18 protein-coding genes are annotated in these 21273 nt (G+C 71.4%); 14 read left to right on the forward strand and 4 right to left on the reverse strand.

The annotated features are described in order from the left end of the window. Positions 1–74: 74 nt before the first annotated feature. From purN to ACSW7Y_RS05640, 7 genes are all read left to right on the forward strand, one after another. The gene (gene purN, locus ACSW7Y_RS05610) at positions 75–668 is read left to right on the forward strand and encodes a phosphoribosylglycinamide formyltransferase (protein WP_290133648.1); all 594 of its coding nucleotides are present in this window, start codon (positions 75–77) and stop codon (positions 666–668) included. Further along, positions 665–2293 carry a bifunctional phosphoribosylaminoimidazolecarboxamide formyltransferase/IMP cyclohydrolase gene (purH, locus tag ACSW7Y_RS05615; RefSeq protein WP_438125345.1) on the forward strand — a complete coding sequence of 543 codons (1629 nt, stop codon included), beginning with the start codon at positions 665–667 and terminating at the stop codon, positions 2291–2293. Before purN ends, purH begins: the two co-directional genes overlap by 4 nt. Positions 2294–2438: 145 nt before the next feature. Further along, positions 2439–2624, forward strand: coding sequence for a hypothetical protein (locus ACSW7Y_RS05620; protein ID WP_438125346.1), 186 nt, complete (start codon positions 2439–2441; stop codon positions 2622–2624). Positions 2625–3056: 432 nt separating this feature from the next. Next, positions 3057–4880, forward strand: a complete 1824-nt coding sequence (locus ACSW7Y_RS05625) for an ABC transporter ATP-binding protein (protein WP_438125347.1) — start codon at positions 3057–3059, stop codon at positions 4878–4880. Positions 4881–4990: 110 nt separating this feature from the next. Next, entirely contained in the window at positions 4991–6799 is a 1809-nt protein-coding gene (locus ACSW7Y_RS05630) for an ABC transporter ATP-binding protein (RefSeq protein WP_438125367.1), read from the forward strand. Positions 6800–6899: 100 nt separating this feature from the next. Continuing rightward, positions 6900–7325: a DUF805 domain-containing protein gene (locus ACSW7Y_RS05635; RefSeq protein ID WP_438125348.1), complete on the forward strand. Its 426-nt coding sequence runs from the start codon at positions 6900–6902 to the stop codon at positions 7323–7325. A 76-nt stretch (positions 7326–7401) separates the two neighbouring features. After that, a complete protein-coding gene (locus ACSW7Y_RS05640) occupies positions 7402–8091 on the forward strand; it encodes an acyltransferase (RefSeq protein ID WP_438125349.1) in 690 nt (229 codons plus the stop codon). Here the strand turns inward: ACSW7Y_RS05640 and ACSW7Y_RS05645 are convergent. Next, positions 8049–8438, reverse strand: a complete 390-nt coding sequence (locus tag ACSW7Y_RS05645) for an MGMT family protein (protein WP_438125350.1) — start codon at positions 8436–8438, stop codon at positions 8049–8051. The genes ACSW7Y_RS05640 and ACSW7Y_RS05645 overlap by 43 nt on opposite strands. Further along, on the reverse strand, positions 8435–8893 hold the full coding sequence (locus tag ACSW7Y_RS05650; protein WP_438125351.1) for a GNAT family N-acetyltransferase: 459 nt from the start codon (positions 8891–8893) through the stop codon (positions 8435–8437). The genes ACSW7Y_RS05645 and ACSW7Y_RS05650 overlap by 4 nt, the downstream gene beginning before the upstream one ends. 110 nt (positions 8894–9003) lie before the next feature. Between ACSW7Y_RS05650 and ACSW7Y_RS05655 the strand changes: the two genes are divergently transcribed. From ACSW7Y_RS05655 to ACSW7Y_RS05685, 7 genes are all read left to right on the forward strand, one after another. Beyond that, complete coding sequence (locus tag ACSW7Y_RS05655) at positions 9004–10245, forward strand: ROK family protein (RefSeq protein WP_438125352.1); 1242 nt, start codon at positions 9004–9006, stop codon at positions 10243–10245. Between the two features lie 68 nt (positions 10246–10313). After that, positions 10314–10871, forward strand: coding sequence for a DUF805 domain-containing protein (locus ACSW7Y_RS05660; RefSeq protein ID WP_438125353.1), 558 nt, complete (start codon positions 10314–10316; stop codon positions 10869–10871). Beyond that, on the forward strand, positions 10868–11707 hold the full coding sequence (locus ACSW7Y_RS05665; RefSeq protein WP_438125354.1) for a PhzF family phenazine biosynthesis protein: 840 nt from the start codon (positions 10868–10870) through the stop codon (positions 11705–11707). Before ACSW7Y_RS05660 ends, ACSW7Y_RS05665 begins: the two co-directional genes overlap by 4 nt. A 112-nt stretch (positions 11708–11819) precedes the next feature. After that, positions 11820–13181, forward strand: coding sequence for an extracellular solute-binding protein (locus ACSW7Y_RS05670; protein ID WP_438125355.1), 1362 nt, complete (start codon positions 11820–11822; stop codon positions 13179–13181). A 124-nt stretch (positions 13182–13305) separates the two neighbouring features. Continuing rightward, positions 13306–14256 carry a carbohydrate ABC transporter permease gene (locus ACSW7Y_RS05675; RefSeq protein ID WP_438125356.1) on the forward strand — a complete coding sequence of 317 codons (951 nt, stop codon included), beginning with the start codon at positions 13306–13308 and terminating at the stop codon, positions 14254–14256. Positions 14257–14376: 120 nt separating this feature from the next. Next, positions 14377–15276 (forward strand): carbohydrate ABC transporter permease, encoded by a 900-nt coding sequence (locus ACSW7Y_RS05680; protein ID WP_290133660.1) that lies wholly within the window; start codon positions 14377–14379, stop codon positions 15274–15276. Positions 15277–15295: 19 nt separating this feature from the next. Further along, positions 15296–18424 (forward strand): alpha-mannosidase, encoded by a 3129-nt coding sequence (locus ACSW7Y_RS05685; RefSeq protein ID WP_438125357.1) that lies wholly within the window; start codon positions 15296–15298, stop codon positions 18422–18424. A gap of 275 nt (positions 18425–18699) precedes the next feature. Here ACSW7Y_RS05685 and ACSW7Y_RS05690 read toward each other — a convergent pair whose 3' ends face one another. Both ACSW7Y_RS05690 and ACSW7Y_RS05695 read right to left on the reverse strand, forming a co-directional pair. Then, positions 18700–19842 carry an alpha-hydroxy acid oxidase gene (locus ACSW7Y_RS05690; protein WP_438125358.1) on the reverse strand — a complete coding sequence of 381 codons (1143 nt, stop codon included), beginning with the start codon at positions 19840–19842 and terminating at the stop codon, positions 18700–18702. Between the two features lie 41 nt (positions 19843–19883). Continuing rightward, positions 19884–21182, reverse strand: coding sequence for an FAD-dependent oxidoreductase (locus ACSW7Y_RS05695; RefSeq protein WP_438125359.1), 1299 nt, complete (start codon positions 21180–21182; stop codon positions 19884–19886). Positions 21183–21273: the final 91 nt, after the last annotated feature.

A 21273-nucleotide genomic window follows, 5' to 3' on the forward strand; every position in this document is an offset into this window, starting at 1 on the left:
CGACGAACTGCCCTGGTGGCGCAGGCCGAAGTCGGCGGAGTAGCACGCCCGAGCGCCCCGGTAGGCTGGACCCCGTGCTCGAACTGGTCGTCCTGATCTCCGGTACCGGGTCGAACCTGCGGGCGCTGCTCGAGGCGACCACGGACGCCGAGTACCCCGCCCGCGTCGTCGCGATCGGGGCCGACCGTGACGCCGAGGGTCTCGGCCTCGGCGAGGAGTTCTCGATCCCAACCTTCACGGTCCCCTACTCCCGGTACGCGAGCCGCGCCGAGTGGGGCGCCGCGCTCGCCGAGCAGATCCGGCCGTGGACGCCCGACCTCCTCGTGCTCTCGGGCCTCATGCGCCTGCTCCCGCCGGCCGTCGTGGCGGAGTTCTCGCCGGGGATCATCAACACCCACCCCGCGTACCTGCCCGAGTTCCCCGGCGCCCACGGCGTGCGGGACGCGCTCGCCGCCGGGGTCACCGAGACCGGCGCGAGCGTCATCGCGGTCGACGACGGCGTCGACTCCGGGCCGATCCTCGCCCAGGAGCGCGTCCCGGTGCTGCCGGGCGACTCCGAGTCGACGCTGCACGACCGCATCAAGCCGGTCGAGCGTCGCCTGCTCATCCAGACCGTCCTCGACATCGCCAACGGCAAGACCGACCTGAAGGGCCCCTCGAACGCATGAGCGTGCACGCCGCCGACCCCAGCCTGTACCGCGACCGTGACGTGGTGCCCGTGCGCCGCGCACTGATCTCGGTCTCCGACAAGTCCGGTCTGCTCGAGCTGGCGGGTGCGCTCGCCGAGTCCGGCGTCGAGATCGTGTCGACCGGCTCCACCGCGCAGACGATCCGCGACGCGGGCTTCGCCGTGACGGACGTGTCGAGCGTGACCGGGTTCCCGGAGTCGCTCGACGGCCGCGTGAAGACGCTCCACCCGTCCGTGCACGCGGGACTCCTCGCCGACCTCCGCCTGGAGTCGCACGAGCAGCAGCTCGCCGAGCTCGGCATCGAGGCGTTCCAGCTCGTGGTCGTGAACCTCTACCCGTTCGTCGAGACCGTGGCGTCCGGTGCGGACACCGCGACGGTGGTCGAGAACGTCGACATCGGCGGCCCGGCGATGGTCCGTGCGTCGGCGAAGAACCACCCGAACGTCGCGATCGTCGTCTCGCCGTCGTCCTACGCCGAGGTCGTCGAGGCCGTCCGTGCCGGTGGCACGACGCTCGAGCTCCGGAAGCGCCTGGCGGCGCAGGCGTTCGCGCACACCGCGGCCTACGACACGGCGGTGGCCTCCTACTTCGCGACGGACGTCGTCGCGTCCGCAGCCGGCGACGGTGACGGCCGGGAGGCCCGTGCGGACTTCCCGGAGCACCTCACGGTCGACGCAGGGCTGGCCACGACCCTCCGCTACGGCGAGAACGCGCACCAGCGCGCGGCGCTCTACCGTTCCGAGCACGGCACCGGCATCGCGCAGGCGACGCAGTTGCACGGCAAGGAGATGTCGTACAACAACTACGTCGACGCCGACGCAGCCGTCCGCGCGGCCTACGACTTCACCGAGCCGGCCGTCGCGATCATCAAGCACGCCAACCCGTGCGGCATCGCGGTCGCCCCCACGGACGCGTCCGACCCGATCGCCTCCGCCCACGCCGCGGCGCACGCCTGTGACCCGCTGTCGGCCTTCGGCGGCGTCATCGCGGCGAACCGTCCGGTGACGCTCGGGATGGCGGAGACCGTCGCCGACATCTTCACCGAGGTCGTCGTGGCCCCGGCGTTCGACCCCGAGGCGCTCGAGGTCCTCTCCCGCAAGAAGAACATCCGCCTCGTGCAGCTCCCGGCCGACTTCGCGCTCGCACCGCAGGAGGTCAAGCAGGTCTCGGGTGGCTTCCTCGTGCAGGACGCCGACCGCTTCGACGGGTTCGACCAGTCGACGTGGACCCTCGTCTCGGGCGAGCCCGCGGACGAGCAGACCCTCGCCGACCTCGCGTTCGCGTGGAAGGCGTGCCGCGCGGTGAAGTCGAACGCGATCCTGCTGGCGAACGCCGGCGCGAGCGTCGGTGTCGGCATGGGGCAGGTCAACCGCGTCGACTCGTGCCACCTCGCGGTCAGCCGTGCCGGTGAGCGCGCTGCCGGATCGGTCGCGGCCTCCGACGCGTTCTTCCCCTTCGCCGACGGGCTGCAGGTGTTGCTCGACGCCGGGGTCCGCGCGGTCGCCCAGCCCGGCGGCAGCGTCCGGGACGACGAGGTGATCGCCGCCGCGAAGGCCGCCGGTGTCACGATGTACCTCACGGGCGAGCGGCACTTCTTCCACTGAGTCCATGAACCCGGGGCGTCCGGCAAACACGGAAAACGCTTGCGCACCACGTTCGACTGTGAATAGTCTGTAAGGCTCCGCGACAGGCACGCCGACGACCCAGCAGGACACTGCGCAACGGTCGGCGGCACCGCGGGACACAACGGTGACGAAGACGACGACTGGAGTGACGATGCACACGACGACCGGAACCACGGCCATGGCAGCCCGTGCGGACATCGTGCGCCTCATGGGGACCGCTCCCGACGCACGACCGCGGATCGCACCCGCGGCCGTCGCGCCGTACCCGTTCCCGGGTACGCCCGCCGTCACGGCACCGCTGTCCGCGTAGGGCTGCTTCCCACAGCCAGCGACGAGCCACCGGTCACGACCGGCGACGACGAGCACGCGACGAGCCACCGGTGACGACCGGCGACGACGAGCACGCGACGAGCCGACGGACGACCACCGGCGACGACGAGCACGCGACGAGCCGCCGGACGACAACCGGCGACGACGAGCACGGGCCTGCGCGAGCCCACGCCTGAACCCGGGGACCACCACGTCCCCGGTGCACTCCGACCGAACCGACGCCGCACGACCAGCGGCGGCGAGCGGCCACGACGCGACACCGGACCCGCCCGACCAGGCGGGGCCGGCCCGTGACGCGACCGCCCGCTCGGCCGACGACCACCACGCAACGGACACCGTGCCTCCAGGTCGGCTGCTGCGACAGCAGCGACCGATCCGGGGGACCGGCACGACGCACGAGGACGCAGACCCCATGTCCAAGACGCCAGACCAGGCGCGCCCGTCCACCGACCGCCCCTCGACCTTCCGCGCCATCGCGCGGATCCACCCCTACGTGAAGCCGTACCAGCGGCGCCTCATCGGCGGCATGTTCGCCGCCATGGGTGCCTCGCTCGTCGCGCTCGCGATCCCGTACGTCCTGCAGTGGCTCGTCGACGGGCCGCTGTCCTCGAAGGACTCCGCGCAGATCTGGCCCGCCGGGCTCGGTGTGCTCGCGCTCGGCGTGCTCGAGGCGTTCTTCATCGCCTCCCGCCGCCGGCTCGTCATGCGTCCGTCCACCCGGATCGAGACGAGCATGCGGAACGCGCTCTACGCGAAGCTGCAGGACTTGCCGGTGGCCTTCCACGACCGCTGGGAGTCCGGCCAGCTGCTCTCCCGCTCGGTGTCCGACCTGTCGCTCATCCGCCGGTGGCTCGCGTTCGGTGTCGTCCTGCTCGTCGTCAACATCGTGACGATCGTCGTCGGCTTCGTCGTGCTGTTCACCTTCGGGTGGCTGCTCGGCCTGGTGTTCCTCGTCGCGTCGATCCCGCTGTGGATCAACGGCCTGCTGTTCGAGCGCAAGTACTCGGTCGTGGCCCGTCGCAGCCAGGACCAGGTCGGCGACCTCGCCACGAGCGTCGAGCAGTCGGTGCACGGGATCCGCGTCCTCAAGGCGTTCGGCCGCGGGCGGTACAAGCTCGACGAGTTCAGTGAGCAGGCCGAGGCCCTCCGCGGCACCGAGATCGAGAAGGCGAAGGCCGTCGCGAGCATCTGGCTCTGGCTGCTGCTGGTGCCGGACGTGGCGTTCGCGCTGTGCCTCCTCGCCGGGATCTTCCTGGCGTCGCAGGGGCAGCTCACGGTCGGGCAGCTCTTCGCGTTCTTCGCGACGGCGACGGTGCTGCGGTTCCCGATCGAGTCGATCGGCTTCCTGCTCTCGATGACGTTCGACACCCGGACGGCGGTCGACCGCTTCTTCGAGGTCATGGACTCCGAGAACACGATCACCGACCCCGAGCACCCGAAGACGATCGCGGAGCCGCACGGCGCACTGTCCTTCAACGCGGTGCACTTCCGCTACCAGGACTCCGCGCCGCAGTACCCCGACCTCATCAACGGCGTCGAGCTGCAGCTCCGGCCGGGCGAGACCATGGCGCTCGTCGGGCTCACCGGCTGCGGCAAGACCACGCTGCTGTCGCTCGTGCCGCGGCTCTACGACGTCACCGGCGGCTCGGTGACGATCGACGGCGTGGACATCCGCGACCTCACGCGTGAGGAGCTCCGGCGGCATGTCGGCGTCGCGTTCGAGGACGCCACGCTGTTCTCGACGTCGGTGCGCGACAACGTGCTGCTCGGACGGCCGGACCTGTCTGGGGACGAGGCCGAGGTCGTCATGCGCGAGGCGCTCGACATCGCACAGGCGTCCTTCGTGGACGACCTGCCGGACGGTGTCGACACCCGGGTCGGCGAGGAGGGCCTGTCGCTCTCCGGCGGGCAGCGGCAGCGACTCGCCCTCGCCCGCGCGATCGCGGCCCGTCCGTCGGTCCTCGTGCTCGACGACCCGCTGTCGGCGCTCGACGTCGACACCGAGGCCCGGGTCGAGGCCGGCCTCCGCCGCGTCCTCGCCGAGACCACGTCGCTCATCGTGGCGCACCGTCCGTCGACGGTGACGCTCGCGGACCGCGTCGCCCTCATGGAGAACGGCGTCGTCACCGCCGTCGGCACCCACTCGGAGCTGATGGCCACCAACGACCACTACCGCTACGTCATCTCGTCGCTCGACGAGGACGACGCCACCGCACGAGAGGAGGCGATGGCATGAGCCAGCAGGAACAGCAACTGCCCGTCGAGACGGCGGCGCAGCCGGGAGGCCCGGGCGCCGTCCCGCAGGAGGGCGCCGACACGCAGTCGGCGGCTCCCATCACCGCGTCGATCACCACGCTCGGCGTGCGCGGCGAGGAGCGCGACGACTTCACCAAGGCGGAGAGCAAGCGCCTGCGGCGTCGCTCCCTCGCCCTGCTCGGGTCGCTCGCCGCTCCGCTCAAGGCGCGGCTCGTGCTGCTCGGGATCGTCGTCGTGGTCTCCACCGCCGGCACCGTCGCGGGTCCGGCGCTCATCGCGTGGGGCATCGACAACGCCCTGCCCGCGGTGCTCGACCGGAACGACTGGGTACCGGCGTTCGGCGTCGTCGCGACGTACATCGTCGTGGCGATCGCCGGCGCCGTCCTGACCGCTTGGTACACCGTGCTGGCGGCCCGGATCAGCCAGGCGATCCTGTTCGACCTCCGCAAGCGGGTGTTCCTGCACACGCAGCGGCTGTCGCTCGAGTTCCACGAGACGTACACGTCGGGTCGCATCATCTCCCGCCAGACGAGCGACCTCGACTCCATCCGCGAGCTGCTCGACTCCGGGCTGAACCAGCTCATCCAGGGCGTGCTCTACATGGTGTTCACGGCGATCGCCCTCGTGGCGCTCGACCCGACGTCCGGGCTCGTCCTCGCGGTGTCGCTCGTGCCGCTGTGGTTCCTGATCCGCTGGTTCCAGTCGAACTCGCAGACGCTCTTCCGGGCCACCCGCGTCGCCTCGGCCCGCGTGATCGTGCACTTCGTCGAGACGATGACGGGCATCCGCGCGGTGCAGGCCTTCCGCAAGGAGTCCCGCAACCGCGACGAGTACGGCCGCTACGTCGAGGACTACCGGCTGGCGAACACGAAGGTGTTCAACCTGTTCGGGACATTCGACCCGGTGCTCGTCCTCATCGGCAACGCCACGCTCGCCGCGGTCGTCATCGTCGGTGGCTTCCGGATCGTCGGTGGTTCGCTCGAGGTCGGCGCGCTCCTCGCGGTCGCGCTGTACGCCAAGCGGTTCTTCGACCCGGCCCAGGAACTCGCGATGTTCTACAACGGGTACCAGTCGGCCTCCGCCGCGATGGAGAAGATCTCCGGGGTGCTCGAGGAGCGGCCGAGCGTGCCGGACCCGGTGAAGCCGACCCGGCTCGCCGACGCCAGCGGGAAGATGGACTTCGACGACGTCGTGTTCGCCTACAACGTGGACAAGGTCGTGCTGCCGGAGTTCGACCTGCACATCCCCGCGGGGCAGACGATCGCCCTCGTCGGGTCGACGGGTGCGGGGAAGTCGACGCTCGCCAAGCTCATGGCGCGCTTCTACGACCCGTCGCAGGGGTCGGTCAAGCTCGACGGGGTGGACCTGCGGGAACTCGACACGAAGGACATGCGCCGCGCGATCGTCATGGTCACACAGGAGGCGTACCTGTTCTCCGGCTCGGTCGCGGACAACATCGCGCTCGGCAAGCCCGGGGCCTCCAGGGACGAGATCGAGCGGGCGGCCAAGGCCGTCGGCGCGCACGAGTTCATCATGGCGCTGCCGGACGGGTACGACACCGACGTGAACAAGCGCGGTGGCCGGGTGAGCGCCGGGCAGCGCCAGCTGCTCTCGTTCGCGCGGGCGTTCCTCGCCGATCCGAAGGTGCTCATCCTCGACGAGGCGACGGCGTCGCTCGACATCCCGTCCGAGCGGCTCGTGCAGGAGGGCCTCGAGACCCTCCTCGCCGACCGCACGGCCGTGATCATCGCGCACCGCCTGTCGACCGTCGCGATCGCGCACCGCGTGCTCGTGATGGAGCACGGCCGCATCGTCGAGGACGGCACGCCGGACGACCTCATCGCCGGAACCGGGCGGTTCGCCCAGCTGCACGCGGCCTGGCGGGACTCGCTCGTGTGAGACGCGCCCCCCGATGAACGACGCGCCCCGGTACGCCGGGGCGCGTCGTTCGTCACGGGGCGCGACGCGGCCGGGCAGCACGTCGTGGTTGGCTTGCAGGATGAGCAACGACAGCGTGCAGCCCGGCGGCGTCGCCCTGCGCGACCCCTTCTACGGCGCACCCTTCGCCGAGGCCGTCCGACGGTTCTGGCGGAAGTACACGGTGTTCACCGGCCGGGCGTCGCGCGCCGAGTTCTGGTGGTGGTGGATCACGTCGCTGGCGATCGGACTCGCGCTCCAGCTCGTGCCGCAGGCGTTCACACCCGACGCCCCGCTGTTCGAGAACCCCGTCGGGTCGTACCTCTTCGTGCTCTGGGGCCTGGTCACCCTGATCGGCTCGCTCGCCCTCGGCGCCCGACGGCTGCACGACGCGAACCTGTCCGGGTTCTGGCTGTTCGTCAACGTCGTCCCGGGCATCGGCTCGGTCGTGTTCCTCGTCCTGTGCCTGCTCCCGCCGAACCCGAAGGGCGCACGCTTCGACCTCTGACAGGGTCGGCAGCGGGAAGCCGCAAGAGTCGCCCGAGCAGGGGACGGACACGGGCCGGCCGACCTACTGTTCGCGTGTGACCCACACCCCGAGCGGCCCGGCGGCACGCCTGCGCGAAGACCTCACGTACGGCACCGAGCACGTCCTGTTCAGCACGCTCCTCGGATCGGCGCTCGTCCCGCGGGTGGTGCGTCGCGGGCTCCTGAACCTCGCCGGAGCGCACGTCGGGTCCGGCCCCGGTGTCGGGTTCGCCCTCACGGGCTCGGCACGGAACCTGACCATCGGCACCGGCGTCTTCTGCAACAAGCACGTCTCGATCGAGGCCGTCGCGCCCGTCACGATCGGGGACGACACCGCGATCGGCATGCAGGTGCTCATCGTCACGAGCCACCACGGCATCGACGCCGCCGGCGAGTGGGACCGCACCGCCTCCGGTCGTGCGGTGGCGATCGGCGAGCGGGTCTGGATCGGTGCGCGCACGATGGTGCTCCCCGGTGCCGTCATCGAGGACGACGTCGTGGTCGCCGCGGGTGCGGTCGTCGCCGGGCACCTCCGCACCGGCGGGCTCTACGCCGGTGTGCCGGCCCGACGCATCCGTGACCTGCGCCCGTCGGAGGTCGCTGAGGCAGGGGGCGTTGCGGACGTCACGGCGACCGCGGCGGTCGCGAGCGGAGGGGGCGAGCCAGTGCCGGGCCCGGACGGGACCGTGCGGGAGACCGTGGCTCAGAACGGGTCGACCGGGAACCCGGGATCCGTCGGGTCGTAGTCCGTCACGTCGTCCGACGGGTCACCCGGCTCGGGTGACCAGCGCGCCCGACGCATGTCGAGCCTCCAGGCCGTCGCTCCGTGCACGAGCGGCGTGCCCTCCGCGCGGTAGTGCTCGAGCGCGCGGGCCTCGTGGTGGACCGGCGGGTGCCCGCCCGACCGCACCACGCGCCACCACGGCAGGTCGGCGCCCTCGTGCGCCATCACCTTGCCGACCGCGCGCGAAGCTCGTGACCCGAGCACCGCGGCGACGTCGCCGTACGTCATGACCCGACCGGCCGGGATGCTGCGGACCACCTCGGCGACGGCAGCGCCGAAGTCGACCGACGGGGTCGGCTCCGTCGTCACCCGAGGTTCAGGACCGCGAAGTGGTCGCCGTACTGGGTCTCGCGCACGAACTCGAAGCCGAGCGCGCGGAAGAACGCCTCGGGACTGCCGCTGCCGCCCGGCTCGTAGACGACGGTCAGACGTTCGAACCCACGGCTGCGTGCCTCGTCCGCGAGTCCGTGCACCGCGAAGCGACCGACGCCGCGACCCTGGGCCGTCGCCGCGACGTTGACGCGCCAGATCGCGCTGCGCAGCTCCTCCTCCGGGTTGTCCGCGTCGAACGTGCCGATGATCATGCCGACGACCTCGTCACCGTCGAGCACGACGCGGGTCCACGCCGAGCTGGGCTTCACGTCCTCCTCGGCCTGCCCGTAGGTGGTCGGCTGCACGAACTGTTCCTGCCCCGGCTTCAGCGTCAGGGAGTTGGCCGCGGCGGCGGTCGCTGCGGAGAGCTGTTCGAGACGGAGTTCGGCCATGCGGTCAGCGTATCCGTGCCGCCAGTCCGGGGGCCAGCGGGCCGTGCGGACCGATACCGCAACGTTGTCACGGTCCGTGGGACCGGCTCACGGGGCGGTATGGTCGCGACATGGCAGAGCACCGGCGAGGAGCGAACCTCCCGTCGATCGGGGGGTTCAACCGGACCGTCGTGCTCGACGCCGTCCGACGCTCGCCCGAGGGCCTCAGCCGGGTGGAGCTCGCCGGACGCACGGGGCTCAGCGCGCAGACCGTGTCGAACGTGACCCGGTTCCTCATCGAGGCAGGCATGATCGTCGAGTCCGGCACGGTCGTCTCGGGTCGGGGCAAGCCGCGCACGATCCTCCGACTCGAGGCCGGCAGCCGCTACGCGGTCGGGGTGCACATCGACCCCGCGATCGTCACCTACGTCCTGCTCGACCTCGCCGGCACCGTCGTCGCGCAGACCACCACCTCGACCCCCACCGCGGACGATCCCGCCGAGGTGGTCCGCACCATCGCCGACGCCCTGGACGCCCTCGTCGTCGGGGCCGAGGTCGACGTCGACACCGTGCTCGGGGTCGGCATCGCGAGCCCCGGGCCGATCGACGCGGACGCCGGCGTCGTCCTCGACCCGCCGTTCCTGCCGCGGTGGCGCGACGTCCCGCTCCGCGACGCGCTCGCCGAGGCCACGGGCTACCCGGTCCTGCTCGAGAAGGACGTCACGGCGGCCGCGGTCGGCGAGATGTTCCTGGCGGGGGAGTCCGCGGCCCGGAACTTCGCCTTCGTGTACTTCGGTACCGGCTTCGGCGTCGGGCTCGTCCTCGACCACGAGCCCGTCCGGGGCGTGGGGGCGAACGCGGGCGACGCCGGGCACATCATGGTCGACCAAGGGCCCCTCGCCGGCACCCCGGACGGATCCGGCACCCGCGGGGAGGTCGGCGCCGCGGTCGCCCCCGACCGGCTCGTGCAGATCGCAGCGGCGCGTGGGCTGTCGCTCGGCGAGGTGTCCGACGCGGCGTCCGTCGACCGTGCGTGGGACGCGTTGGCGGCGGCGATCGCGGCCGACGACCCGGAGGCGTGCGCGCTCGCGGCCGACGCCGGCCGGGTCATGGGCAACGCGGCCGTGCTCATCGTGAACCTGCTCGACCTCGACCGCGTGGTGTTCGGCGGGCCGTTCTGGTCCCGGATCGCGTCCGCGGCCCTGCCGGCTGCACGGGAGGCGATCGTGGGGTCGCCGCTGCTCGTCCCCAAGCACCCGATCGCCGTGGAGGAGAGCGACCGCGGGGCCGACGTCGCTGCGGTCGGGGCGGCGTGCCTCGTGCTCGACGCGGCGCTGTCACCGCGGGCGAGCACGCTCCTCATCCGCCGCTGACCCGGGCCGCGACGCACGGGGGACATGCCCACCGAGGTGTTGTGAGGTCTGCTCGGTAAGAAGGACGGGTGACCGACTCCGTGCAACCACCCGTCGGGACGGCCTGGCACCGAGCGACCTTCCTGGCGTCCTTCGGCCGGTTCTGGCGCGGGTACACCGTCTTCTCGGGCCGAGCAGCCCGCGCCGAGTTCTGGTGGTGGGCGCTGTGGTGGTACATCCTCGCCAGCGTCGCGCAGATCCCGTACGTGATCGGGATCCTCACGTGGCGGCCGCAGGACATCTCGCCCGCGGACGAAGCGGTGATGGAAGAGGCGCTCCGGTCGATGAACCCGTTCCCGGTGTGGGGGACGCTCCTGTCCTCGTTGCCGCCGGTCGGCCTGGTCGGTCTGCTGCTGTTCGCGCTCCTCTGGCTCGCAGCACTGCTCCCGTGGATCGCGGTGATCGCTCGTCGTCTGCACGACACGAACCGTTCCGGCTGGTGGGTGCTGCTCGCAGCCGTCCCGGTCGGCAACGTGGTCCTGGTCGTCTTCCTCACGATCCCCTCCGACGAACGCGGTGCGCGGTTCGACGGTCCTTCGGGCGCCGGGCAGGGGGAGACGGGGCCGGGCGGTACCGTCGGGGGATGAGCTCCGAGATCCTCCGGTACACCGCCTTCGCCGCCGAGCCGGGCGGTGGCAACCCGGCCGGGATCGTGCTGGACGCGTCCGAGATGTCGGACTCCGAGATGCTCGACACGGCCCGCGAGGTCGGGTACTCCGAGACGGCGTTCGTCGTCGGCGGGACCCTCGACCGCCCGGTCGTCCGGTACTTCTCGCCCGGGGCCGAGGTGCCGTTCTGCGGGCACGCCACCGTCGCGACCGGGGTCGCGCTCGCCGAACGGTACGGCACCGGGGACCGGGTGTTCGTCACCCCGGCGGGGGAGATCGCGGTCCACACCTCCACCGCTCCGGACGGCGCGGTGCTCCTCGCGATGACGAGCGTCGAGCCGTGGACGCGCGCGGTCGACCCGGGACACCTGGCCCGGTTGTTCGCGGTCACGGGGCTCGACCCCGCCGACGTCGCCGACGGGTTCCCGGTCCTCGAGTCCTTCGCGGGCAACCGCCACCCGGTGTTCGTCCTCGCCGACGCCGAGCTGTTCCACCAGTTCCGCTTCGACCCCCGCGTGCTCGCCGAGCTCAAGGACGAGGCGGGGTGGGCCGGCACGGTGACGGTGCTGCACCGCACGGGGCCGCTCGAGTACGAGGCGCGCAACCTGTTCCCTGCCGGCCGCATCACCGAGGACCCGGCGACGGGGTCGGCCGCCGCGTCGACCGGCGCGTACCTCCGGGCGGTCGGCGCGGTGACGCCGGGAGACCGTGTGGTGATCAGGCAGGGGCGGCACGTCGGACGTCCGAGCGTGCTGCTCGTCGACGTGCCCGAGACCGGGGGCATCACGGTGACCGGCGGTGCCACCCCGGTGTGAGGTCGTTCCGGAACGGTACCGGAATCGCTCTTGACACGGATAAGTCAATACGCTGGACTAATCCTGCGCGCGGGTGACGGCACCCGCGGACATCCCGTGCAAAGGAGCACCGATGAAACGCCGCACCCGAATCATCGCCGGTCTCGCAGCCGTGGCAGTCGCCGCGGTCGGACTGGCGGGTTGTTCCAGCTCAGGGTCCGCCTCGAGCGACACCATCAAGATCGCGTACCAGAAGTTCGGCGCCTTCCAGCAACTCGACGCCCAGATGAAGGAAGTCAAGACGGCGTACGAGAAGGAGTACCCGGGCAAGAAGGTCACCCTCGTGCCGATCCAGGCGCAGGGCAACGACTACTACACGAAGCTCGCCCTCATGAACAAGGCGCCGGCCACCGCGCCGGACGTCATGTACGAGGACACCTTCCTCATCAAGGCCGACGCCCAGGCCGGCTACCTCCTGCCGCTGGACAAGTACACGGCGAAGTGGAAGGACTGGGACCAGTTCTACGACAACGCGAAGCAGGCCGGTGAGGGCGTCGACGGCAAGACCTACGGCGTCTCGATGGGCACCGACACCCGGGCGCTCTGGTACAACAAGGACATCTTCGAGAAGGTCGGCCTCCCCGTCCCGTGGGAGCCCAAGACCTGGGACGACGTCCTCGCAGCGGCGAAGACGATCAAGGAGAAGGACTCCGGCGTCATCCCGTTCAACATCTACTCGGGCAAGGCGCAGGGTGAGGCCTCGACCATGCAGGGCTTCGAGATGCTCCTGTACGGAGCCGACGGAGACGGCAACACCCTCTACAAGGACAAGAAGTGGGTCACGGGCTCGAAGCAGTTCGAGGACTCGCTCCAGTTCGTGAAGGACGTCTACCAGGGCGGCCTCGGCCCGACCCCGCAGCAGGCGCTCGACACCAACGTCGGCACGACCATCGCCCAGACGTGGCTGCCGCAGGGCAAGCTCGCGATCGACCTCGACGGCTCGTGGCAGTCCGGCACCTGGCTGAAGACCGGCACCGCCCCGTGGGCGAAGTGGAACGACGTGATGGGGACCGCGGCGTTCCCGACGCAGAACGGTCAGGAGCCCGGCTACAACTCGATGTCGGGTGGCTGGACGCTCGCGGTCGGCAAGAACTCGAAGAACCCGCAGGCCGCGTTCGACTTCATCACGAAGTTCCTCGACAAGGACGGGTCGCTCAAGTACGACACCGAGAACAGCCAGATCGCCGTCCGCAAGGACGTCGCCGAGGACAGCGCCTACACCGACGCGAACCCCACGTTCAAGTTCTTCTCCGGGCTGGTGGAGCACACCAACTTCCGCCCGGCGACGAGTGACTACTCGCAGATCTCGAACGCCATCCAGGTCGCGATGGAGTCGGTCATGACCGGGCAGCAGAGCCCGAAGCAGGCTGCCGCTGCCTACGACCAGGCCGTCGAGCAGGTCGTCGGCAAGGACAACACCGTCTCCGCCGGCTGACGGACGCAGCTCCTGACGGACGTCACCACCTGACGGACGGGAGGCACGGCTCGCGTCGTGCACCGTGCCTCCCGCCCGTCCCTCCCCACCTTCGGAAACCCCCTCCGCACCCGGAAGGCACCCCGTGTCCAGCACCCCCCTCGCGCCGACCCTGTCGGCGCCCGGTGCGCCGCAGCGCACCGACCCGCCGGCGCCGCGCAAGCGGAAGCCGCTACGGAACGTCGGACGGGCCGTCCCGCTCCTGCCCGCCGTCGTCCTCCTCGTCATCTTCCTGCTCGGCCCCGTCATCTCGTCGTTCTACGGGTCGTTCACCAACTCCGCCCTGACCGGCGTCGGCGCCTCCGACCAGCAGTTCGTCGGACTGAAGAACTACGTCGAGCTGTTCCAGGACCCGGACTTCCCGAAGTCCGTCATCCTCACCGTCGTCTTCCTCCTCGCCTCCGCCGTCGTCGGGCAGAACGTGCTCGGTCTCGGGCTCGCGCTCCTCATGCGCAGCGCGAACAAGGTCGTCCGGTCGATCGTCGGCACGTTCGTCGTCGCCGCGTGGGTGCTGCCGGAGATCGTCGCCTCGTTCGCCGCGTACGCGTTCTTCAACGACCAGGGCACGCTCAACGAGTTCCTGAAGGTCTTCGGCATCACCGGGCCGAACTGGCTCTACACGCTCCCGATGCTCTCCGTGATCCTCGCGAACATCTGGCGCGGCACCGCGTTCTCGATGCTCGTCTACTCCGCAGCCGTGCAGGAGGTCCCCGAGGAGATCACCGAGTCGGCCGAGGTCGACGGCGCCGCCGGCTGGCAGCGCCTCGTGTACATCACGATCCCCGTGATCCGCCGCTCGATCTCGACGAACCTCATGCTCACGACACTGCAGACGCTGTCGGTGTTCACGCTGATCTTCGTGATGACGGGCGGCGGCCCGGGCACGAACTCGTCGACGCTGCCGATCCTGGCGTACCAGGAGGCGTTCAAGTTCTCGCAGCTCGGCTTCGGGACGGCGATCGCGACCATCCTGCTCATCGTCGGCGCGGTCTTCTCGATCATCTACATCAAGGCACTGAAGCCGGAGGTGGACTGACCATGTCCAAGCGAGACATCAAGGCAGCTGTGCCCACTCAAGGGCCGGAGGTGGACTGACCATGTCCAAGCGAGACATCAAGGCTGCTGTGCCCACTCAAGGGCCGGAGGTGGTCTGACCATGGCCCTCACCGCTGACCGCCCGGTCGCGAACGCCACCCGCGCGGTGACCGCCCCCGGCGCCCTCCACATGACCTCCCCGCGCGGCCGCACGATGCGCTGGGTGTCGAACGTCGTGCTGCTCGTCATCGCCGTCTGCTTCGCCGTGCCGCTGCTGTGGCTCGTGCTCGCGTCGCTCGACACGCAGGCGTCGCTGTCGGTGAAGATGCCGACGCAGTTCACGCTCGACAACTTCGCCAAGGTGCTCACGCCGGACCTGTCGTTCATCCCACTCGGCAACAGCCTGCTGCTCTCCGGCGGCACCGCGGTCGTCACGGTCGTCGTCGCGATCCTCGCCGCGTACCCGCTGTCCCGGTACAAGATGCGGGTCAACAAGCCCTTCCTGTACAGCATCCTGTTCGGCACCGGCCTGCCGATCACCGCGATGATGGTCCCCGTCTACGCGCTGTTCGTGTCGCTCAACCTCATCGACAACGTGTGGGGCTGCATCTTCTTCCTCGCCGCGACGAGCCTGCCGATGGCGATCTGGATGGCGAAGAACTTCATGGACTCGGTGCCGGTGTCGCTCGAGGAAGCGGCCTGGACCGACGGCGCCTCGATGCTCACCACGCTGTGGCGCATCGTGATCCCGCTCATGCGACCGGGCATCGCCGTGGTGTTCATCTTCGTGTTCATCCAGGCGTGGGGGAACTTCTTCGTCCCCTTCGTGCTGCTCCTCTCGCCCGACAAGGTGCCCGCCGCGGTGAGCATCTTCAACTTCTTCGGCCAGAACGGCGCCGTCGCCTACGGGCAGCTCGCCGCGTTCTCGATCGTGTACTCCGTGCCGGTCATCGCCCTCTACGTGCTCGTGTCCCGGGGCCTCGGCGGCGGCAACGCCCTCGCCGGCGGCATCAAGGGCTGAGCCGGAAGGAACCTCCTCCATGCACTCCGACGAACCGCTCGTCCACGCCCGGATCGCCCGGCTGGTCCGCGACCGCATCGACCCCGCCGTGCACCGCCGCTCGGCACCCGTCACGATCGACGCCTGGCAGGTGCCGGACGAGCCGGTGTCGTTCGCCACCGCCGTCGCCGCCGAGTACACCCCGTTCGACGGCGGCGCCTGGGGCGGGAAGCCCTGGGGCACCACCTGGTTCCGGATCCGCGGCACCGTCCCGGCGGACTTCGGCACCGAGCCCGGCACCACCGCCGAGCTCCTCGTCGACCTCGGCTTCACCAAGCGGAACCCCGGCTTCCAGGCCGAGGGCCTCGCGTGGCGACCGGACGGCACGACGATCAAGGGCATCGAGCCGCACAACGACACCGTCCCGGTCGAGGTCGGCCCCGGCGAGTCCTTCGAGGTCTACGTCGAGGCAGCCGCGAACCCGGACATCGGCGGCGACTCCTTCCAGGGCGCCACGCCGCTCGGCTCGAAGTCCACCGCCGGGTCGGACCCGGTCTACCGCGTCCGCCGCATCGAACTCGTCGAGCGCGACGACACGGTGTGGGAGCTCCAGCAGGACTTCTGGGTGCTCCGCGGGCTCATGGGCGAGCTGCCCACCGACGGTACCCGCGGCGCGGACCTCCTCCGCGGCCTCGAACGCGCCGCCGACGCCCTCGACCCCGACGACGTCGCCGGTACCGCTGCCGAGGCCCGGGCGGTCCTCGCGCCCCTGCTCGCCGTCGGCGCCTCCGGGTCCGCACAGCGCGCGATCGCGGTCGGCCACGCGCACATCGACTCCGCCTGGCTCTGGCCCGTCCGCGAGACCATCCGGAAGTGCGCGCGCACGTTCTCGAACGTGCTCGACCTGATGGACCGCGACCCGGACTTCACGTTCGCCTGCTCCTCCGCGCAGCAGTACGCCTGGATCCGTGACGGCTACCCGTCGATCTGGGAGCGCATCAAGCAGCGGGTCGCCGAGGGACGGTGGATCCCGGTCGGCGGCATGTGGGTCGAGTCCGACACGAACCTGCCCGGCGGTGAAGCGCTCGCGCGGCAGTTCGTCGCGGGCAAGCGCCTGTTCCTCGAGGAGTTCGGCATCGACACCCCCGAGGCCTGGCTGCCGGACTCGTTCGGCTACTCGGGTGCGCTGCCGCAGATCGTCCGCGCCGCCGGCTCGAAGTGGTTCGTCACGCAGAAGCCCTCGTGGAACGAGACGAACGTCATCCCGCACACCTCCTTCCACTGGGAGGGCATCGACGGCTCGCGCGTCCTCACCCACCTGCCACCGGCGGACACCTACAACTCGGACGTCTCACCCGCCGACCTGCACCGCGGCGAACGGCAGAACAAGGAGCGGGGCGTCGCGAACACCTCGATGCTGCTCTACGGCTTCGGCGACGGCGGTGGAGGACCCACGCGTGAGATGGTCGCCGCGGCCCGACGCCAGCACGACCTCGACGGTTCGCCCCGGGTGACGCTCGGCACGCCCGCCGACGTCTTCGAGGAGCTCGAGCGCGTCCTGCCCGAGCCCGCCGTGTGGTCGGGGGAGATGTACCTCGAGTTCCACCGCGGCACCTACACGTCGCAGATCCGCACCAAGCAGGGCAACCGTCGCTCCGAGCACCTCCTCCGCGAAGCCGAGCTCTGGGCCGCGACCGCCGCCGTCCGGCACGGGCTCGACTACCCGTACGAGGAACTCGAGGAGGCCTGGCACACCGTCCTGCTCCAGCAGTTCCACGACATCCTGCCGGGCTCGTCGATCGCCTGGGTCTACGAGGTCGCCGAGGAGAACTACGCCCGCGTCGCCGAGGTCCTCGAGGGACTGATCGGCACCGCCACCACCGCGCTCGCGAACGGCGGAGCCGCGGCGCTCGCCGGGGTCGGGGCATCCGCCTCCGCCACGGCCGCCGGACACGGCGCCGGACTGCTCGACGCACCGAGCCCCGAGGTCGCCGGCGAGCGGGATGCCGACGTCACGGCCGCCGGCGAGCGGCTCGTCCGCTTCAACGCCTCGCCCGTCGCGTCGGGCGGGGTGACCGCCCTGGGTGGTTCGCCGACCGACGGGGAGCGACCCGTGCCTCCCGTCCGACACGGCGACCACCTCGTGTTCGACACCGGCGTCGTCACCGCGACCATCGACGCGACCGGCCACGTCGCGTCACTCGTGGCGAACGCCACGGGCCGCGACGCGATCGCACCGGGCGCGTCCGGCGCGGAGTACACCGTGTTCCGCGACACCCCGAACCAGTGGGAGGCCTGGGACATCGACCGCGCCTACCAGCGCAACGGCACCGTGCTCGACGCCTCGGACGTCACGGTGGACGGCGACACCGTGGTGGTGCAGCGGTCCTTCGGGTCGTCGACGATCACGACGCGGCTGTCCGCCGTCAAGGGGGCTCCCGAACTGCGGATCGAGACCGAGGTCGACTGGCACGAGCACCAGAAGCTCCTCAAGCTGGCGTTCCCGCTCGACGTCCGGGCGTCCGTCGCCTCGAGCGAGATCCAGTTCGGGCACATCGACCGGCCGACCCACCAGAACACCTCGTGGGACTCGGCCCGCTTCGAGACGAGCGCCCATCGCTGGGTCCACGTCGCCGAGGCCGGGTTCGGGGTCGCGGTCGCGAACGACTCGACCTACGGGCACGACATCACCCGGTCGACCCGGGCCGACGGCGGCACGACGACGCTCGTCCGCGAGTCGCTGCTGCGCGCGCCGACCTTCCCCGACCCCGACGCCGACCAGGGGCACCACGTGTTCCGCACGGTGCTGCGGGTCGGTGCCACCGCGCTCGAGGCCGCCGACTCCGGGTACCGGTTGAACCTGCCGGTCCGGGCCGTGCCGGGATCGACCACGGTCGATCCGCTCGTGACGGTGTCGTCCCCGCAGGTCTTCGTCGAGGCCGTCAAGCTCGCCGAGGACCGCTCCGGGGACGTCGTCGTCCGGCTCTACGAGGCCTCCGGTGGTCGGGCGTCCGACGTCGGGGTGTCGTTCGGCTTCGACGTGGCGTCGGTCACCGCCGTCGACCTGCTCGAGCGGCCGGTGGAGTCGTCGTCCTGGGGTGCCGGGGAGCCGGTCGTGCTCACCCTGCGCCCGTTCGAGATCGTCACGCTGCGGGTCCGGCGGGCCTAGCGGACGACGAGCCGGGCCCGAGGCAGCGGGTCCGGTGGAGAGGCTGCGGCGTCGGGGGAGCTCGGGTGCGCTCCCCCGGCGCCGCGCTGCGTGCGCGGGGACGGCCGGGAGGCACGGCCAGCGCGGTCTGCGTCGGCGGACCCCGGCAGGTGACCGGTCAGGGCCGGGAGGCACGGGCTCGTGCGGTCGGCGCCGGGTGGCTCCGGCAGGTGGCCGGTCAGGGCCGGGTGGCCGGGTGGCCGGTCGGTCGGGTGGCCGGGTGGCCGGGTGGCCGGTCAGCGCCGCTGGCGCCGGAGCCGCACCACGTCGGCCTGCCGCAGCTCGTCGAGGGACCGGACGCCGAGCAGCCGCATCGTCCGGAGGACCTCGCCACGAAGGATCGTGATCGCTCGGTCGGCTCCCGCTTCGCCCCCGGCCATCAGCCCGTACAGGTGGGCGCGCCCGACCCACGCGAAGTCGGCCCCGAGTGCGATCGCCGCGACGACGTCGGCGCCCGACCGGATCCCCGAGTCGAGGTGCACCTCGGCCCGACCGGCGACCGCCTGCACGGTCTCCACGAGGTGGTCCAGCGGGGCGGCGGCACGATCCAGCTGCCGTCCGCCGTGCACGGACAGCGTGACCGCGTCGGCTCCGACGTCGACCGCGGCGACGGCATCGGCGGCGCACTGCACCCCCTTCACCACGAGGGGCCCCGACCACTGCGACCGGACCCAGGCGAGGTCGTCGAGGGTCATGCCGGCGTCGAACACGGACGCGAAGACCTCGGCCATCGACCCGGAGGCCTGGTCCACCGAGGCGAAGGACAGCGGCTCGTCCCGGAGGTGGGCGAGCCACCACCGAGGGTGCCGGACCGCGGACGGCACACGGCGAGCATCGAGTCGCACCGGTACCGCGAGGCGGTTCACGGCGTCCCGCCACCGGGCTCCGGCGGTCGGTGCGTCCACCGTGACCACCAGCGCCTCGTACCCGGCGGCGGCGGCGCGTCCGAGCACCGCACGCACCCGCCCACGGTCCCGGTGGAGGTACAGCTGCATCCAGAGCCGAGCGCCGGGAGCGGCCGCCCGGAGCCCGTCGATCGTCGACGTGCCCATCGCGGACAGCGTGAAGGGGATGCCCGCGCGCGACGCGACCCGGGCTCCGGCGACCTCGCCGGCCGGGTGCACGAGTCGCGTGAACCCGATCGGGGCGATCCCGAACGGCAGCGCCGACGGGGCGCCGAGCACCTCGGCAGCGGCGTCGACCTCCCGCACGTCCCGGTACGCGCGGCCGGTGAACTCCAGGTCCGCGAACGCCTCGCGGGACCGACGGGCGGTGATCTCACGCTCTGCTGCCCCGTCCGCGAAGTCGAACACCGCACGCGGGACCCGACGGCGTGCGAGGACCCGGAGGTCGTCGATGCTCGGCGTCCGGTCGAGCACACGGTCGACGGAACGAGCTGCTGCCGACCACCGAGGGGGCGTCACCGTCGCGTCTCACCGGCGACGACCGCCGCCCAGTCACCCGTCCGTACCCGACCGGGCGGCGCCGGCAGGACCTCGGCGACCCGCGCCGCGACCTCGTCGGCGTTGCGGAGGAAGTAGATCAGCTTCGTCGCCGCGTTCGTCACGAGCCACGGCGCCTCGACCCGCACGCCGCTGTAGTCGCGCCGGTGCACGTCGCTCTCCCGGTCGTCGAGCGTCGCCGTCCCGTGCGTCCGGACGACCCCGTACCGCAGGCCGACCGGCTCCGCGTCCGCCATCGCCGGGATGAACCGGGACACCCCGTCGAGGATGCGCTGCGCGAGCTCCTGCTGCACGCCTGCGGGGGTCGCGCCGTCGAGGGCCCGCATGATGTCGGCCACGCCGTCGCCCGCGGGGTAGGCGTGCACGTTCGTGTGGGGTGCGTACGTGACCATGCCACGCCCGTCGCCCATGTTCGAGAACATCGCGAACGGCCCGATGCAGAAGAACGTCGACGGCAGCTCGGCGATCGACTCCGGCAGCCGGAGTTCGAGCAGCGCCTTGAGCCGGTTCACGGCCTCGTCGTTCACCGGGAGCCCGGCGCTCGCGGTGAGCCGGTCGATGTTCTCCCACGTGCAGTCCACGACCAGTGCGGCGTCCAGGTCGGTGGCTGCACCGTCGACGTCCCGGAGGTGCACGACCGCGTGCCCGGTGGACCGCAGCTCGAGACCGGTCGCCTCGGCACCGGTCACGACGCGGACCCGTGGCTCCGCGGCGAGTGCCGCGACCAGGCCGCGGCGAACGTGCGGCCAGTCCATCAGGACCTCCCGGGTGTCGAAGCCCGCGACGACGCGCTCGGCAGCGGTGTCCCCCGCGTACTCCTCCGGGGCGAGTTCGCGGACGAACGCTGCGGGATCCCCGTACGGGAGCGCCCCGTCGTGGTCCGCCCACAGCTCGGCGTAGCGCTCCGCGAGTGCGCTGTGCGTCGACCGGATCTCCTCCGGGGAGAACAGCGAGTCGCGCGCGATGAAGTACCGGGCATGCCGGAGGAACGCCGGGGCGTCCGGGCGGTCGCCGAGCGTGCAGCCGGGGACACGGGTGACGAAGTCGATGGTGTGCTCGAGCAGCAGGAGCGCCGTCGCACGGTCGGCGTAGTGGAAGCCGAGCCCGAGTCGGGCCGGCGTGCCGTTGCTCGTGCCCTCGAGGAGGCCTCGACGGTCGACGAGGGTCACGTCGTGTCCGGCGTGTGCGAGGGCGAGGGCGGTGGCGCATCCGGCGGCTCCGGCACCGAGGACGGCGATGGGCAGGTGATGGGTCATGCCCACTGATCGGCCCGGGCAGGGCGCCGGGTCGGTGTGGTCGGCGAGCCCTGCGCTGGGTCCCCGGGTATGCCCAGGTGGGCAGCGGGGT

Source organism: Curtobacterium flaccumfaciens, from assembly GCF_051548005.1.
In the GTDB taxonomy this organism is placed as follows: Bacteria; Actinomycetota; Actinomycetes; order Actinomycetales; family Microbacteriaceae; genus Curtobacterium.